The sequence below is a fragment of the Salinivirga sp. genome (assembly GCF_035268865.1).
In the GTDB taxonomy this organism is placed as follows: Bacteria; Bacteroidota; Bacteroidia; order Bacteroidales; family Salinivirgaceae; genus Salinivirga.
Genome location: NZ_DATFKB010000017.1, coordinates 12,055 through 29,398, shown reverse-complemented (window position 1 = coordinate 29,398; position 17,344 = coordinate 12,055). Strand labels below are relative to the sequence as shown.

At 39.7% G+C, this 17,344-nt stretch carries 6 protein-coding genes; 3 read left to right on the top strand and 3 right to left on the bottom strand.

What is annotated here, in order from left to right; translation table 11 throughout:
• Positions 1-50: 50 nt before the first annotated feature.
• Entirely contained in the window at positions 51-734 is a 684-nt protein-coding gene (locus VJ937_RS01185; RefSeq protein ID WP_324065093.1) for an outer membrane beta-barrel protein, read from the bottom strand.
• A 179-nt stretch (positions 735-913) separates the two neighbouring features.
• Between VJ937_RS01185 and ruvA the strand changes: the two genes are divergently transcribed.
• Both ruvA and sprA read left to right on the top strand, forming a co-directional pair.
• Positions 914-1,495, top strand: a complete 582-nt coding sequence (gene ruvA / locus VJ937_RS01180) for a Holliday junction branch migration protein RuvA (RefSeq protein ID WP_324065092.1) — start codon at positions 914-916, stop codon at positions 1,493-1,495.
• A gap of 23 nt (positions 1,496-1,518) precedes the next feature.
• Positions 1,519-8,904 carry a cell surface protein SprA gene (gene sprA / locus VJ937_RS01175; RefSeq protein ID WP_324065091.1) on the top strand — a complete coding sequence of 2,462 codons (7,386 nt, stop codon included), beginning with the start codon at positions 1,519-1,521 and terminating at the stop codon, positions 8,902-8,904.
• Here the strand turns inward: sprA and VJ937_RS01170 are convergent, their stop codons facing one another.
• Entirely contained in the window at positions 8,905-9,420 is a 516-nt protein-coding gene (locus VJ937_RS01170; protein WP_324065090.1) for a hypothetical protein, read from the bottom strand.
• A gap of 14 nt (positions 9,421-9,434) precedes the next feature.
• A complete protein-coding gene (locus VJ937_RS01165) occupies positions 9,435-12,341 on the bottom strand; it encodes a sensor histidine kinase (RefSeq protein WP_324065089.1) in 2,907 nt (968 codons plus the stop codon).
• 368 nt (positions 12,342-12,709) lie between these two features.
• Between VJ937_RS01165 and VJ937_RS01160 the strand changes: the two genes are divergently transcribed.
• On the top strand, positions 12,710-17,299 hold the full coding sequence (locus VJ937_RS01160) for an ATP-binding cassette domain-containing protein (protein WP_324065088.1): 4,590 nt from the start codon (positions 12,710-12,712) through the stop codon (positions 17,297-17,299).
• The last annotated feature ends 45 nt before the right edge of the window (positions 17,300-17,344 follow it).

Here is a 17,344-nt window from a genome sequence, read left to right as displayed (position 1 = left end):
TTTATCAGGCTGTTAAAGGCGGGTTTCTTTTACCTGCTTTTAACAGCTTTTTAATATACAAAGAGTGTCAATCCAATCATAAAGGGATATAGAGCTGGCGCTTTATCTTTTTTGAAGTGATTAGTTAATCCATAATAGGCTGTAACCATTATTGCGTCGTAGCCCAACCTTGCAGTAAGGCCATAGGTGAATTGTTCTGTGTGGGGCAGGTTGAAGGTTTTTTGCTTCAATTTTTGGTCTGGTTTTACAGGGTCGTCGCCACTATATTTGTGCATGCTTTGAAACATATATCCAGCTTTACCACCCAGGTAAAGCTTCCAGGTTTTGTTTCTGCTGTTTCTGTTACTCCTTATTCTAATTTCTATTGGTATTTCTACCGTGGTAAACCTTATTTTATTGGACGTGTAATTCAGTTCATTATCAAGCGATGCGAATGATAGTTTGTTTTCAGAAAGCTTTGGCAGAGCATCGATTTGATAATTTTCTGTGAGTAAACCCAAACCTGCAGCCAGGGCAACATTGGAATTCTTGCCAACCAGGTTATACATCAATTGCAGGTTAAATGCCAGCGAACGGGGATGCAGCTTCACATCATCAGGTGCATCAAGCCACTGGTTCGATAATAATTCTATCACCAGCTGGTCTTTATTAAAATAGCGGGTTTTTTCTTCCTGTGCCTGGCTGGTGAAGAAAACAAGAATAAGCATTTGTAGAATTAGTAACCTGCGTATCATTTTGAATATTTACGGCTAACTTAAAACATTTTCGTGAATTGCCCATAACTAACCAATAATTCTGTTTAAGCATTGACGTATATCATTCCTTTTTGTAATTGATTGTTGATAGGTTACATTCTTTTATGATTAGGCTAAATTTCGTACTTTTGCCCTCTTGTATATCCAAATCAATTGTTATGTTCGATTATTTCAAAGGTAAAATTACGAGTTTAACGCCCACCAACTGTGTTGTAGATATTAATGGAGTTGGTTATTTGCTCAGTATTTCGTTAACCACGTATAGTGAGCTTAAAGCGGGAGAAGAGTTTACTTTGTTGGCTCACGCCATTTATCGTGAGGATAATCAGCAATTATTTGGTTTCTCTACATCAGATGAACGTGAATTGTTCAGGCACCTGATAAGTGTTTCAGGTGTTGGAGCCAATACAGCCCGGATGATGCTCTCCTCTATGCCTCCGAAGGAACTTATCAGCGCCATTACCCAGGAACAGGTAAAAGCATTGAAGGGTATAAAAGGTATAGGCCTGCGCACAGCAGAGCGTATTGTAGTAGATTTGAAAGATAAGGTTAAACAAACAGGAGAAGCACAAGAATTTATTTCGCCGGAAGGCAATACAAATAACGAAGAAGCGTTATCTGCATTGATGATGCTTGGTTTTTCCAAAAAGCCGGTAGAGAAAGCAATAGGCCAAATATTACAAAATGAGCCGGGTTTATCGGTTGAAGAGATTATTAAGCGAGCATTGAAAAAATTGTAAAAATCTAAAGCAGAAAGAATACCTTGGAACGATATAGTGTAGTTGCGGTACTTGTACTGCTATTTTTGGGTTTGTTGCCGACTAAAAGAGTTGCGGCTCAAAATGAGATATTTCCCGTTGAGGATTCAACGGGAAAAAATCCCTATAATTTGCCGTATAATTTTAATGATGAATCAGGTTTATTGCTTGACAGTACGCGTTTTCATTCGCCATTGATGATGGAAACCCCTAATCTGTTAAAAAAGGAAGTAGAGTACGATCCTGATAATAACCGCTATATCATTCGTCATAAGTTAGGTGATAAAATCAATTATAAAGCACCCCGGTACCTTTCGGTTGAAGATTACCTTGAATATGACCTGAATAATTACAAGCGCGATTACTGGAAGCAAAGGGCGCGCTCCGAAAATTTTGAGCATAAAAGAGCGCTTATTCCCCAGTTACATATAGGCTCGAAAGTTTTTGAAACCATTTTTGGAAGCAATACCATAGACATTAAACCGCGTGGAGAGGCTACACTTGATTTTGGATTAAAATACAATAAGACCGATAACCCGCAGCTGGCTGAAGAGCAAAGAAGCGATTTGACATTTGATTTTGACGAGCGTATTCAAATGAATGTAACGGGTAAAATCGGTGAGAACCTATCATTAAAACTCAGTTACGATACAGAGGCCAGTTTTGAGTTCGAAAACGAAATGAATATTCGTTACCAGGGAAATGAAGACGATATTATTCAACGCATTGAAGCTGGTAACGTATCGTTGCCACTAAGTGGTACACTCATCCAGGGAAGCCAGAACCTTTTTGGTATCCTTACTGAGATGAAGTTTGGTAAATTGAATATTACCACGCTCTTTTCACAACAGAAAAGTGAAACAAAAAATATAACCGTTGAGGGCGGCGCAACCAAAAGACGTTTTGAGGTACAAGCCAACGAGTACGACGATAATCGCCACTATTTTCTCGCCCACTACTTTCGTGAAAATTATGAGGAAGCGCTAAAAGATTATCCACTCATACGCTCTAATGTACGTGTGGATAGGATAGAAGTATGGGTGCTGAATAAAAACAACATGGTGGAGAACACCCGCAATATAGTTGCTTTTAGTCAGTTAGCCGAAAATGCCACTCCCTCAGGAGCCCATTCTTTTCCACAAAATGGTACGCTTTATAATAATGTGAACAATGATGGTGGAATTCGCAACATAGCATCAGCTGTAGGTTCGTTAGAATCCATGAATTTTCAAAACGGAACCGATTTTGAGGTTTTTGAAAGTGCTCGTAAGCTTGATCAAACAGAATACACATTTAATCCGAATTTAGGCTATATCTCGCTTAACAGCCAGCTGCGCTCAGACGAAATAGTAGCTGTAGCCTACGACGTACAGGTGCAGGGCGAATCATACTCTGTAGGTGAAATGACTACTGGCGGTGGTGATTCTGATTCTACTTTGATTGTTAAATTGCTTAAACCAACCAGCTTTTCGCCCAATCACCCCACCTGGGATCTGATGATGAAAAACATCTATAAGCTTGATGCCTACAACATCAGCCGCGAGGACTTTATGTTGAACGTTATGTATAACGATGTAGCTATAGGTACCGATGTTTTTTCTTTGCCAACGGAGAACGAAAACCTGCGTGGTGAAAACCTGCTAAAAGTCTTGAATCTCGACCGCTTAAATACTCAGAACCAAAGGGTAGAAAATGGCGATGGTATGTTCGACTTTGCCGAGGGCATTACCATAAACTCATCTAAAGGATACGTGATTTTCCCGGTACTGGAACCATTCGGAAATTTCCTGCGTCGCCAGTTTGGCGATACAACCGATACTGATGCCATGTCACAGGCCGACCAGTTTGTTTATGATGAGCTTTATGATTCTACAAAAACATTTGCCGAGCAAATATCAGAAAAAAATAAATTTTCTATTGGGGGTTCTTATAAATCTTCAGCCGGAAGCGAAATACCACTTAATGCGATTAATATTCCGAAAGGGTCAGTAAAAGTTACTGCCGGGGGGCGCGAATTAACCGAGGGTGTCGATTATACCGTAGATTATTATCTGGGCCGGGTGAAAATATTAGATGAGGGTCTGTTGCAAAGTCAAACCCCGATTAATATTTCACTGGAAAGCAATACAATGTTCAGCATTCAATCTAAGACTTTACTGGGAACCACTCTGGAATATCGTGTAAATGAAGATTTATTACTCGGAGGTTCACTGCTGAATCTTACAGAGCGACCACTTACCCAAAAGGTAAATGTTGGTAACGAGCCTATTTCAAATACCATCTGGGGCTTTAATGTGAACTATGAAAAAGAGGTGCCTCTCTTAACGAAGTTGGTAGACAAGTTACCTTTTATCGAGACCAAGGCGCCATCCAAAATTACCGCCACAGCCGAATTTGCACATTTGATTCCGGGACACAACAAAGCAATTAAGCATAAGGGAGAAGCATTTCTTGACGATTTCGAAGGTGCTACAGCCGATATCACAATGAAAGAACCTTATTACTGGTTCCTGGCCAGTACCCCGAAACGGTTTAATGAAGATTATACTGCGACTGGTGACGATATTTATAACTATACCCGAAACCGTGCACAGCTTTCATGGTATTTTATTGATCCAACATTTTATGAAGGTGCTACACCGGTTTCCGACGAAGCAATTTCAAATCTGAATGCTTATGAGGTGAAAGAAAATCAGATTTTTCCCAACCGCGACCCAGAACAAGGTATTTATAATACGTTAAGCGTATTTAACCTCTCTTTTTTCCCTAATGAGCGCGGACCCTATAACTTCGATGATGATCCCACAAATATTGATCAGGAGGGTAAGTTTACCAACCCGGAACAACGTTGGGCCGGCATACAGCGTAATGTGAGAACCAGCGATTTTGAGGAAGCCAATATTGAGTTTATTGAATTTTGGATGATGGATCCTTATGCGCAGGATGAAGAAGATGGTATTACACGCGATGACCCGGACCCTGCACTTTTTATAAACCTTGGAAATATTTCTGAAGATGTGCTGAAAGATTACAGGCGCTCATTTGAGAATGGTCTTGACCGAAATGGAACAACAGATGGAACAGATACCACAGCATGGGGTCTTGTTTCGAATCGTCAGGTGGTTTCAGATGGTTTCGATGATGTAGGACGTGATGTACAGGACGTGGGATACGATGGCTTGACAAATACCCGGGAAAGAGAGTTTTTTGTTGATAATCAGGTGTATAGCGAAGCGTTTCTTTCTAATTTAACACCTGAAGCACGGGCAGAGCTTGAAGATGACCCGGCACAGGACGATTACCATTATTATAAAGGTGGTGGTTATGAATCGAATTCTTTTTTTAACAACAACATAATTAACCGTTACCGGTATTTTACCAATCCACATGGTAATTCACCAGCAAGTACGGGAACAGAGTCGCAAATGCAAACCTCGCTTCCCAATAATGAGGATATCAATAACGATAATACGCTAAATCAGGTTGATGCATATTACGAGTATAAAATTGACCTGAGCCCTGAAAATTTGGATAATGCCAAGAAATATATTGTCGACGAGAACGATGTAACTGTAAGTATGCCTGACGGTTCATCGAAAACAGTTACCTGGTATCAATTCAAAGTACCAGTGCGGGACCCCGATTTTGTGGAAGGTAATATCAGCGATTTCAGGTCGATCAGGTTTATGCGGATGTACCTTACAGGGTTTAATCGGGATGTTACATTGAGATTTGCGGAGTTGAATCTCATACGCGGTGAGTGGCGCAAATACCGGTACGTGCTCGAAGAGGGTGGCGAAGTTGTTGACGATGATATCGACCTGAGCAATGCCCAGTTTGACGTTGGGACAGTAAATGTGGAGGAAAACGGGCAGCGCACACCTGTTAACTATGTGTTACCTCCTGATGTCGACCGTGTAATTGACCCATCGAACTCCCAAATGCGGCAATTAAACGAACAATCCATCAGTATGAAGGTGAGAGACCTGCCCGACGGATTTGCAAAAGCTATTTACAAAAACATCCGCTTTGATATGCGGCAATACAAACGGCTGAAAATGTATATTCATGCCGAGGAACTCGAAGATGTACCCCTTGAGGATAATGAACTTTCTGTATTTGTACGTTTGGGTACCGACATTAAAGAAAACTATTATGAGTATGAGATACCGGTTGTATTAACCCCGCCCGGAAATTATACAAGTGCAGAGTCGGACAGGCAGGCAGTTTGGCCAATCGAGAACGAATTGAATATTCCACTGTCGGTGTTTACCGATACTAAAAAAGAGCGAAACGACCTTATTGGTGATGCTGAAGCAGGAGTGAGCCTGCTCACTGAATACCTTAAACAACATGGCAAGAATACTGTAAAAGTGCGAGGTAACCCAAACCTGGCCGAAGTAGTAACATTTACCATTGGTGTACGTAATCCACGCAACGATCACCAAATTCACTCCGGAGAAATATGGGTTAATGAACTGCGGTTGACCGAATTTGATGAAGAGGGTGGCTGGGCTGCCAATGCCAGATTAACCGCCCAGTTGGCCGATCTTGGCACTGTAACTTTGGCTGGTGCTACTTCAAAACCGGGTTTTGGTGGATTAGAGCAAAAACTAAACGAGCGGCAGTTGAATGAAATATATCAATACGATGTTAATACCAGCTTACAGTTGGGTCAGTTTTTTCCTGAAGATATGGGTGTTAAAATACCAATGTATGTAGGGTATGCCGAGACTTTTACAAATCCAAAGTATAACCCTTTGGCCAAAGATATTGAATTTGATAAATCGCTGGAAGGCCTCTCCCCGTCGGAACAGGATGAGCTTAAAAAGCTTGCCCGTAAGTATAATATGCGACGCAGCATAAATTTTACCGGAGTGCGCTTTGGCAAACAAAAGAAAGATCCGCATTTCTATGACTTAAACAATTGGTCATTCTCGTACTCTTATAATCAGAATTATAACCGTGACGTAAACCTTGCTTATCACAATCAGCAGCAACACACTGGTTCCATAAATTATATTTATAATAATCGCACGGAGCCCTTGGAACCTTTCAAAAATGCAGATCTCAATAGTAATTATTTTGGGCTTATTAAAGATTTTAATATCAATTATGCTCCATCTCAGGTGAGCTTTTCAAGTGTTGTTTCACGTAAGTACAATAAGATGAAAAGGCGAAATCTGAATATTCCTGATCAGGTCTTTCAGCCTACCTATGATAAAAATTTCACCTGGAACCGTAACTATGGGTTGGTTTATAATCTGTCTAAAAGTATAAAAGTAAACTTTGATGCCAGTGCCATAGCCCGCATTGATGAACCGGAAGGGAAAGTTGAAAGGGGGATGCCCAAATACGATTCAATCAGGAATGATATCATGGAAGAGTTTTACCAGTTGGGTACTATGACCCAATACAACCAAAATATAGCAGTTACATATCAATTGCCACTGAGTAAAATTCCAGGACTTAAATGGATAAATGCTACAGCCGGATATACTGGTACCTACGACTGGACCAGGGGGCCTGAGTTGAATACCGATATTGAACCCGGGCATAGCATACAGAACAACAATACCATTAATGGCGGAGCCAATTTGGCCTTTGATCGGTTATTCAAACAATCGCAATACATTTCAGATATTCACCGTAAGTTTAAAAAGCCTCTGGCAGAACGCTTCGATGAAAAAATTAAGTATGAAGTAACATATGAAAAGCGTGAGTTTGATCTGGAAGCCGGTGATGAGCGAACCATCTTTCACAGGTTAGGAACCGAAGATGTAACCATAAAGCTGGTAGATGCCGAAGGAAATGATGTTGAGATGCGCTTTGAGGTGGATGATGATCGTAGAATTATATTAAAACCAGAAAATAATCTGGAGGATGTTAGTCTTGTTGTGACAGGTGAAAAACAACGTAGTCAGGGACCATTACAGATTATGTCGGAATATTTTGTGCGTATTGGAACCGGTCTTAAATCGGCACGCATGGATTATACGCAGAATAACGGATCGATAATGCACGGAATTAGTAGTGCTCCCAACGCATTAGGTATGAGTTTTAGAGAAAACGACGCCAGACCCGGCTGGGAATATGTATTTGGTCTCTCGGATCCAGAATTTATGGAACGTGCATTGAAAGAGGATTGGCTCGAAAATGATATTGATTCGACTTTGATTGAACCATATACTATGACCTTTCAGGAGAATATGTCAATTAATGGAACTTACATACCACTGAATGGCCTGGAGATTAAGCTGAAAGCGCAATGGGCGCGCACCCGGAATACAGACCGCTATTATTATAATGATACCTATGACGATTTTAAACCATCAACACCTACTTCAGTGCGCTCTACGGGTAATTGGAGCATGTCGGTATGGACTTTTAGTTCGGCCTTTGATAAAATGGATGATCGTGAATACACCAATGAGGTATACCGAGAATTTTTGAGTAACCGTAAGAAAATTGCTCAGCGCCTGGCTGCACAAAGAGCAGGTGTAAATGGCTACGATCCCAACGATTTGATAGAAGGGGGTTATCCCGATGGATATCCATCCTATTCTCAGGATGTAGTAGTGCCCGCTTTTATTGCTGCTTATGTAGATGGTACAGAAGTGAATAATGTAGCTTTAAGCGTTGTGCGACCAATTTTTAGTTTATTGCGTCCCGACTGGCGTATAGACTATGATGGTTTTATGCAATTTGGTGTTTTTAAAAACAATTTCAGAAACTTTAAATTGCAACACAGTTATAAGGCTGTTTTTACTATGGGCGGATATACAAATAATCCTTCATGGTCCGACCTGAGCGAAAATGACCCTAACAACGATGGGTTGTCTTTTATCAGAAGCCAACAGGATACTTCCCTTTTTGTTACCAGAAATAGTATAAGTCAAATTACAATCAGTGAAGACTTTCTTCCTTTCTTTGAGGTTAATATGACCTGGAAAAGTAATGTTACCACGCGTTTGGCATTTAACAAACGCCGAACTTTGAGTCTCAACACATCAAATAATAACGTTGCAGAATCACGAAGAAATGAACTCGTAATAGGAAGTGGCTACCGGTTCGATAATCTTACACTTGTATTTCGTACAAGGGGAGGTGGTCAGCGTAAGTTTAACAGCCCTGTGGAGCTCCGGGCCGATTTTAGTGTTGCTGATGATGTAAAATATGTGCACAAGCCTGACAGCGATTTTACAGAATTGGTAGATGGCAAACTGGTCTATAAATTCGGTTTTACCGCCAATTACCGTTTTTCGAAAAATCTAGAATTAAGAGGTTACCTGGATTACACCATGACCGAGCCCAAAATGTCACCACCTTATAAAACTACAGTCCTGAACTTTGGGTTTAGCTTTAAGTTCCGCCTTGTTGATACTGGTTGATTATAGTTGGGCAAGTAGTTTTCCGGCTCTTGATTTAAAACCACGACTCCCGGTATCGTAATAATGCTGGATAGTGCTTTTTAGTTCGTTTTTCAGGTCCGGGTACTTTTTGACCAGGTTAAAAGCAATTTGCATGGCATGAACCCTCACAGCAATGGCTTTCTGAGGATCTTGAAATCTTTCGAAAGCTGTGTTGAGTATAATGCTTTCGTAATCATCAGGTACGTTGGTACTGGTGAGTATTTTCCCTAACATGCGCTGCAGCGATTCGTGTGAGGTTTTAGTATAGAGTTTTGCAACTTTTTCAAGGTATTGGTGTTTTATATGATTGTGTTGAATGCACACTTCTTCGAATATCCAACAAGCTCTCCATTTTAAGGGATCGTCCGCTGTTTTTAGCCATAGCCAAACCTGCTCCAGCATAGCTGGTTGCTTTACACAAATATTTGCTGCCCACTTTTTGGTTTCCTTCGACAGATTGTTAAGAAGTATTTCTTTTAATTGTTCGGGGTCCATTTATGTTTGAACTATTAAAATGGTGAAAAAACTATCTCAATTCTTGTGCCTGTATCCTGATTTACTGGGTTTACATCGAATGCACTTACTTTAAATTCACTCTTATAAAGTTTATTGAAGAGTTTTAGTCTTTTCTTTGTTATTTGCATGCCTTGCGATCTGTGAATGCTTCTCAGGTTTTCTTGTATCTCTTTCGATTTTCTTCTGCCTACACCATTGTCTTCAATGTGTATGTTTACCTGCTCATTGCTGTTAAATATGTTAACCTTGAGTTGTTTGCTGCCTTTTTTTAATCTTAAGCCATGGTGTATGGCATTTTCAACGTATGGTTGCAAAAATAGGGGTGGTACATAAATTTCATGCAAATTCAGTTGTTTGTCGATATCAAGCTCGAAATTAAAATCGTGGTGAAATCGTAACAGCTCCATGTCTACATAATGTTGCAACGCTTCTACCTCTTCTTGCAAGGTAATGTAGGTGTGTTGGGAATTGTCCAGCATTCTGCGCATCAGCCCACCTAGTTTCGATAAATATTCACTCGATTTTAGAGCATTGTTGTTTAAAATATAGTTCTGAACCGACGTCAGCGAATTATAGATAAAATGAGGGTTCATCTGGGTGCTTAATGCCTGCTGTCTTGATTTATTCAGTTCCTTTTCTAACGAAATTCGTTTATCTATTTCGTTAAGTCTGAATTTGAATATGATATGAAAAACAGTAAAAATTATTAATAAAATGAGTAGAATAGTAATTGTATAAAACCAATACGTTTGATAGTAAGGTTTTTTTATTGTAATGGATATTTGAGCTTCGTCAGAATTTGTTTTTCCAAAGCTGTTAACTGCTTTGATGCGCAAATTATATGAACCGGGCTCCAGCGATGGATATTGTATTTTAAGATCTGTGGTTTTACGCCAGTTTTTATCAATTCCCTCCATCAAAAAATAATATTCAATTGGCTTATTCCGCTGATAGTTGATAGAAACGAATGATATTTCAATATAATTCTGATCATGTTGTAATTGGTAGTTTTTTAGCAGTACTGTATCTTTACCTGATATTTTAAAATTGGTAATATATAACGGGGATGAGTGTGAGTGGATATTTCTGGGGAAAAAGCCCACCCCTTTATTTGTTGCGGCAAAAACACTGTTGTTGAGGAAAGCAATATCATGAATTTCATTGGCTGGTAACCCATGACCTTTTGTAATGTTTGTAATTCGGGTCTTCTGAATGGAATCATTGATTAATGCTGCACTTGTAATACCATGGTTAGTTCCGACCCATAAAGTATCATTGATTAATTTTATGGCATTAATAGAGTTTCCTGATAAGCCATCTTCTTTCTTATAATGTGCCTCTATGGTATCTCCATATTTTATAAGACCACTACCTTGCGTGCCAATCCATAGTTTGTTTTTGCTATCTTTTAAAATTACATTGATCCTGTTTCTCAGTAGTTTACTACTGTTTATTTCTTTAATCTCTTTTGTTTTCAGGTTTAGCCGAAACAATCCCCTGTCAGTTCCCAGCCATACTTCATTGTCTTTGTATAGCTGAACGGTATATATTTCATAAAAATTAGTATATTCCGTTATCGTATAATAAGGTGTATTTATTTTTTTAGATTTTCGTCTGTAGAATAGATGTATATTGTTGTCCTTTAATCTGATGGCATCAGAAAAATATCGTTCGCTAATTTTTTTGAACTGATTTTTGTAAATTAAGAAAGTACCTTTATTTAATTCACTTAGAATGATGCTATCTCCAAATGCTTTTAACATTTTACTGTGTCCAAAATTTTTTGGTTTACCGTAGTTTACAGTTTCCAGTTTATTGAAATCATAGGTGAAGTATTTGCCCGATCCTCCGCTAAACCATACCTTTTCATCGAAAGATAAAATGTTATCAATATTTTCCGACACGCCATTTTTACCAGGTGTGAGTTTTTTAAGCTGTAACGATGGGGTGTAAAAGATTCCGTTTTTAAGTGTTGTAAACCAATATCCATCTTCATGATCTAATGCTACTGAAGAAATATCATATTCAGGTAAAAAATGATACACGGATTCTGAAAAGTTAAAGTTGTTGTATGCTTTAACGCCATTATCCAAAAAACTAATCCAAAGCAGTCCTTTTCTGTCCTCTGAAATCCAGAGAATTTGTTTTTCAAAATTATGACTGTTCAGTTTGCCTGATGTATCAAAATAGTAAAGTCTGTTTAGGTCGGAATATAAGATGTTCCGTTTGTATCTGCAGCTGACTGATCTGAAGCCTTTTCTCAGTGTAAGGTTATGTGATTTGTTGTCTATTACAGGGTTTTTAAGTACCAGGCTTGTTGGGGTTTTAATACATCCAAAAATTATTTTGTCATTTGTGATTGTCTCAATTATGGATGTGTTCGGCTCAGGCGATTTCAACATTGCAACACTTCCAGATGCATCTATTTTTATAGGATTATTGTCATAAAAGCTAATATAAACATTATCAAGTGAATCCACATAAAAACTTTTTTTAATGGGATGTCTTTTTTCAGTGTTATGCTTAAATACTATATCATTATATGGATAAATTTTAATTGTATCGTTTTTAATCCAGGCCAGCTCACCGGTAAGCGTTACCGTCCAAATGCGGCCCTTTTGGTCTTCAAATAACTCTAAAACAGTATTGTCCGGAAGGCCATCCAGTTGATTATAATTTTTGAAACTGTAACCATTATATCTGTTCACACCCTGTCCGGTGGCAATCCATATGTAGCCTTTCTGGTCCTGTATCACATGATAAACCTCATTACTGAGGAGTCCGTTGTCTATGGAATAGTTTTTAAAAATGGGTTGCTGTCCACTTGCATCAATCGACAAAAAGAGCGCTAATATTACCAATAATCTTTTGATGGTAGTATAGACCAGAGGGATTTTCATTCGTTGCGTTTTAAATATTGTGATTTTTGTAGCTTGGTTTTATGCATTTATTTAGTCTTTGCAAGAAAACGCCAAATACTGCGTTATTACTCGCGTTGCTCGTGAGCTAATGGTTCTCGTTTTTGATACAGTCGATTACGACTGTAAACCCCTTGGTTTCAAGCGCTTAGAAATCCTTGTCTTTGACGCTTTCTTATCAAAGACACAAAATCAAGGGGTTTTCTTGCTGACACTATTTAAAAAAGATTTCGCTTGCTATGAGTTTATAATGAATAATTTTTCATCTAAAATATAAAAATTAAGGCTTCTTTTTGGCGGGGACGCGGATTTTAATTCAAAGCCCTATCTTTGGTCCAAATTCCGGCATCATGGATGATATTAAAATAATTGGAGCCGCTGAACACAATTTGAAAAATATAGATCTTCAAATACCAAAGGGCAAATTTACTGTAATTACAGGGGTTTCCGGAAGTGGTAAAAGCAGTTTAGTAAGAGATGTTTTGCAGCGTGAGGGGCAGCGCATGTATTTGGAAACATTCTCAGCCTATACCCGGTCAAAACTTGGTAAGGTCAGACCATCGCATGTAAAAGATGTAAATGGATTATTACCGGTTCTTAGTGTTGGTCAAACTCATGTGCAGGCTAACCGAAGGTCTACTGCTGGTACTTTTAGCGAATTACTTCCTTTTTTACGTCAATTATTTGCGCGTTATAACGATCAAAACCTTGCTCTGACCCGTAGTCAGTTTTCGTTCAATACCGAACAGGGTTGGTGTCCGAAATGCAAAGGGCTCGGTATTGAAGAGTTTATTGATGCAGATAAACTTATCGACGATTCAACAAAAACACTCAGGGATGGGGCATTAAAAATAACACTTCCCAATGGTTATACTATTTACTCCCAGGTTACAATTGATGAATTGAATAAAGTGTGCAATGCGCATGGGTTTGATGTGGATACCCCCTGGAGTGAATTGTCAGCCGGGCAACAGTATGCTGTGCTGAATGGGAGCAAGAAGGTAAAAGTCTTGTACGGTAAGCATTCGCTGGAATCAAGAATGAAGTGGTCGGGTATGACTGCCAAACCCCGTGATGAAGGATTTTATAAAGGGATTCTGCCGGTTATGGAAGAAATTTTGCGTCGCGATCGTAATGATAATATTTTGAAGTTTGTTTCAGCACGTAAGTGCCCTGCTTGTGGCGGCGCGCGTTTGAATGAAACCGCCCGACAGGTGAGCTGGCACAATGAATCATTGTTTGAATATGAATCGCGCCCGTTTGCAGAACTTTTTCGTGTTATAAAGCAAATAAGGTGTAACTCACAGGGCGAACAAGATTTGGTAAAACTGCTTGCCGATCGACTTGAGCAATTGATTGCCCTGAGCCTTGGCCATATTTCACCCGACCGATTAAGCGAAACGCTTTCGCAGGGAGAGTTGCGTCGCATGCGTCTTGCACAGCTTAATTATAACGGGCTTACTGGTGTGTTATACCTTTTTGATGAACCGTCAATTGGGCTTCATCCCCGTGATGTGCACCGGATTATAGAAAACATATACAGCCTTTTAGCGCATGGCAATACTGTAGTAGTTGTTGAGCATAGTGAGGCTATAATAAGGGCTGCGCAGCATTTAATAGAACTTGGCCCCGGAGCGGGTAAGTATGGCGGGAGGGTGGTTTTCTCGGGTTCACCTGAAGCACTTATTCAGAAAAAGATCAAGGATAGCCCTACGGCAAAAAGTTTAATAAAGACACACCAAATATCTGTAAATGCTCATAAAGGCGGCACAGTATCCACTTTTGAAATTAACATTGAACGGGCAAATAATATTGTTAGACAGAAATTTGTATTTGCCCGCAATGGCATGAATGTAATTACAGGTGTTTCTGGAGCTGGCAAAAGCACGTTGGTTTATCACGGACTCTTGAAATCCCGGCATTTTAAAAATGTAATTTTCGTCGATCAAAAGCCCATTGGCCGAACCTCAAGGAGCAATCCGGCTACCTATACAGGACTCTTTGATGAACTTCGAAAATTATTTGCTGCCACCGACACTGCTAATGCTGCAGGATTAAAAGCCAAAGATTTTTCTTTTAACAACAAGGAGGGCCAATGCAAGGCATGTCTTGGATCAGGGAGTTATGTCACCGGGATGCACATTTTTGAAGATCTGGTACAACCCTGCCCTGTTTGTAAAGGTGCGCGATATAATGACCATATACTGAAGGTTAAATATAAGGGTTCAAACATTCATGAAATCTTGCGAATGGATGTTCAGGAAGCTCATGCATTTTTTAATACAGAAACACGAATAAAGAGATTTCTCCGGATGTTGATTGATTTAGGACTCGGTTATTTACAATTGGGGCAACCATCTACTACTTTGTCGGGTGGTGAGGCGCAGCGCATCAAGCTGGCCAAATATCTTCAAAGTCCGGTAAAGTCTGAACAATTGTATGTTCTTGACGAACCTACCACAGGCCTGCATGCATCTGATATTGATCGCTTAATGAAAATTTTAAAACAATTTTTGCTCAACGGACATACCCTTGTAGTTGTAGAGCATGATGTTCAGGTTATACAACAAGCGGACTGGGTTGTAGATATGGGTCCGGAAGGTGGCGAAGAGGGAGGGAAGTCTTTGTTTAGTGGTCCTGCAAAAACGTTCTTATCAGGTAATAATTCTCCCACTCAGCAATTTTTGAAAAACACAAAAAGGACTTTCACAAAGCCGGCACAAACCTCTGAGATACCTATTATCGATATAAAAAATGTCACTACAAATAATCTGAAAAACATTGATCTTAAAGTTCCTTTCAACCAAATTTTAGCTGTTACCGGCCCGTCGGGAAGTGGCAAAACATCGCTTATAATAGACACATTGCTTTCTGAAGGTCAGCGTATTTTTACAGAAAACCTCGCTGGTTTCCGGCGTTTGCAGATGAAGTTTGGAGCGTCAGCCAACATTGGCAAGGTAAATAGTATGACGCCCACTGTAGCGGTTAATAATGAACTTCATAAGCCAGATATTAAAGCCACCGTCGCCTCGGTTAGTGGTTTGTATGATTTATTGCGGCTCTTATTTGCCCGGTTTGCAAAACACCCGGATGGTGCACAGGCTAGCGCTGCAGATTTCTCTACCTCCAATGAGTTTTCGGTGTGCAGTGTATGCGAAGGTTCCGGTTTTAGAAAAGTATGTAAACCTGAAGATATTATCACAAATCCGGACAAACCTTTGCTCAATGGTGCTTTACATGATCACAAAACAGTTACATATTTTTCTTCAACACAAAATAAATTCCGGTGGATTCTGGAAGCTATGGCTTCTTCGGCTTCAATAGATTTAGCGCGGCCATGGAATGTGTTTAGCAAACAAGAAAAGCAAAAGATATTGTTTGGTACTGTTGATACGCAGTATTATGTAAAATGGCCTTTTGAAAGGAAAAATAATAAAGGAGTATATGAATTTACCGATCGGTGGGTAGGTTTGTGCCACATGATTGAAGCAGAATACCGCAATCATTTTCCCTCAAAAAGGGGAAAGCTGGCTATGGAATTATTAACTGATGAGCCTTGTGCGCAATGTGGCGGTTATCGTTTAAATGATTCAATGCTTCGGTTTACATTTGATGGCCTTCATATGGGCCAAATAATGGAACTTACACTTAATGAACTACTCAATAGAATTGAAAACCCCGTCTTCAAAGAAATTTCAGGACCACTTCTGAATCAGATAAAAGAGAAAACACACTTTATGGTTGATTCAGGCCTTGGCAAACTGCCCCTGGGTCGCCCGGCCGCAATGTTGTCTGGTGGAGAGCATAAATGGATTCGTTTGAGTAGCTTGCTATCATCAAGCCTTAGTGGGATGTGTATTATTTTGGATGAACCCTCTTATGGATTGGATAATAACGGCAGGAACCACCTCATTAAGGCCTTTAAATTGGCAAAGGTGCGAGGAAACACAATTGTTTTCAGCGACCATCATCCGGAGATGTTAAAGGTGGCTGATCGTGTTATAGAAATTGGACCTGGTAGCGGAAGTTCGGGGGGTGAGGTTGTGTTTGATACCTCTACCGGACAAAATTTACAAAGAATAATTGACGAAAAAATTGTTGTTTCGGGCAGAAAAATCAGGGCTCTAAAGTCAAAAAACAAATTGCAGAAAATTCAGGGGTTGGAGCAGCCCTTTTATTACAACGCTTTGAATTGCATTGCAGGGCCAATGGGTTCAGGCAAAACAAAGCTGATACAGCATCTTTATAAAGTTTTGTCCGGAATGAGAAATAGTATCGTGGTTTATTCCGGTGATTTTAATAGCAGTGCAAACGGACGCAGCTCAATTGCCACAAGGACTAATATTTTAAATGATCTGAAAAAGGTATTTTCAACTACTAAAGCTGCAAAACAGGCCGGATTGAAAGCAGCAGACTTTGGGTATAACTCAAAGAAGTTTCAGTGTCCTGCTTGTAAAGGTGCAGGCATTATTAAAACCTCCCTTGATTTTTTGCCCGACGTGGAAGAGAGGTGTCCCGAATGCGAAGGTCGGCGTTACAACCCCGAAATTTTGAATTTTACCGCGAAGGGTAAACATATCGCACAATGGTTGTCTTTAACCCTTTCAGAGCTTGATAAGGAGGATATTTGGTCAGCCAGAAGCCGTGCTTTTATTGACCTGGCTAAATCCATTAACCTCGATTACCTTTCGCCTGACCGCGATTACAACAAACTTTCAGGCGGAGAGCAACAGCGTATTGGAATTATAGAGAAGTTTGTCTCCATTGGTAATGAACATGCTGTGATTTTGTTTGATAGCGCCTCTGAAGGTCTGGATTTGGGAAATGTCATGAACTTAATCTCATTTTTTGACGCATTAATCCATAAGGGACACACCATTATTGCTGCAGATAGCAACCCTTTATTAAGTGAAAATGCCGATCATATAGTTAGGCTTTAATTCATTAAAAGTTAAAATCAAATTAAAATAGCGATGAATTATACT

Bases quoted from the DNA above. Each gene is read 5' to 3' on its own strand.
- VJ937_RS01185 (WP_324065093.1), bottom strand. From the start codon at position 734: ATGATACGCAGGTTACTAATTCTACAAATGCTTATTCTTGTTTTCTTC.
- ruvA (WP_324065092.1), top strand. From the start codon at position 914: ATGTTCGATTATTTCAAAGGTAAAATTACGAGTTTAACGCCCACCAAC.
- VJ937_RS01170 (WP_324065090.1), bottom strand. From the start codon at position 9,420: ATGGACCCCGAACAATTAAAAGAAATACTTCTTAACAATCTGTCGAAG.
- VJ937_RS01165 (WP_324065089.1), bottom strand. From the start codon at position 12,341: ATGAAAATCCCTCTGGTCTATACTACCATCAAAAGATTATTGGTAATA.
- VJ937_RS01160 (WP_324065088.1), top strand. From the start codon at position 12,710: ATGGATGATATTAAAATAATTGGAGCCGCTGAACACAATTTGAAAAAT.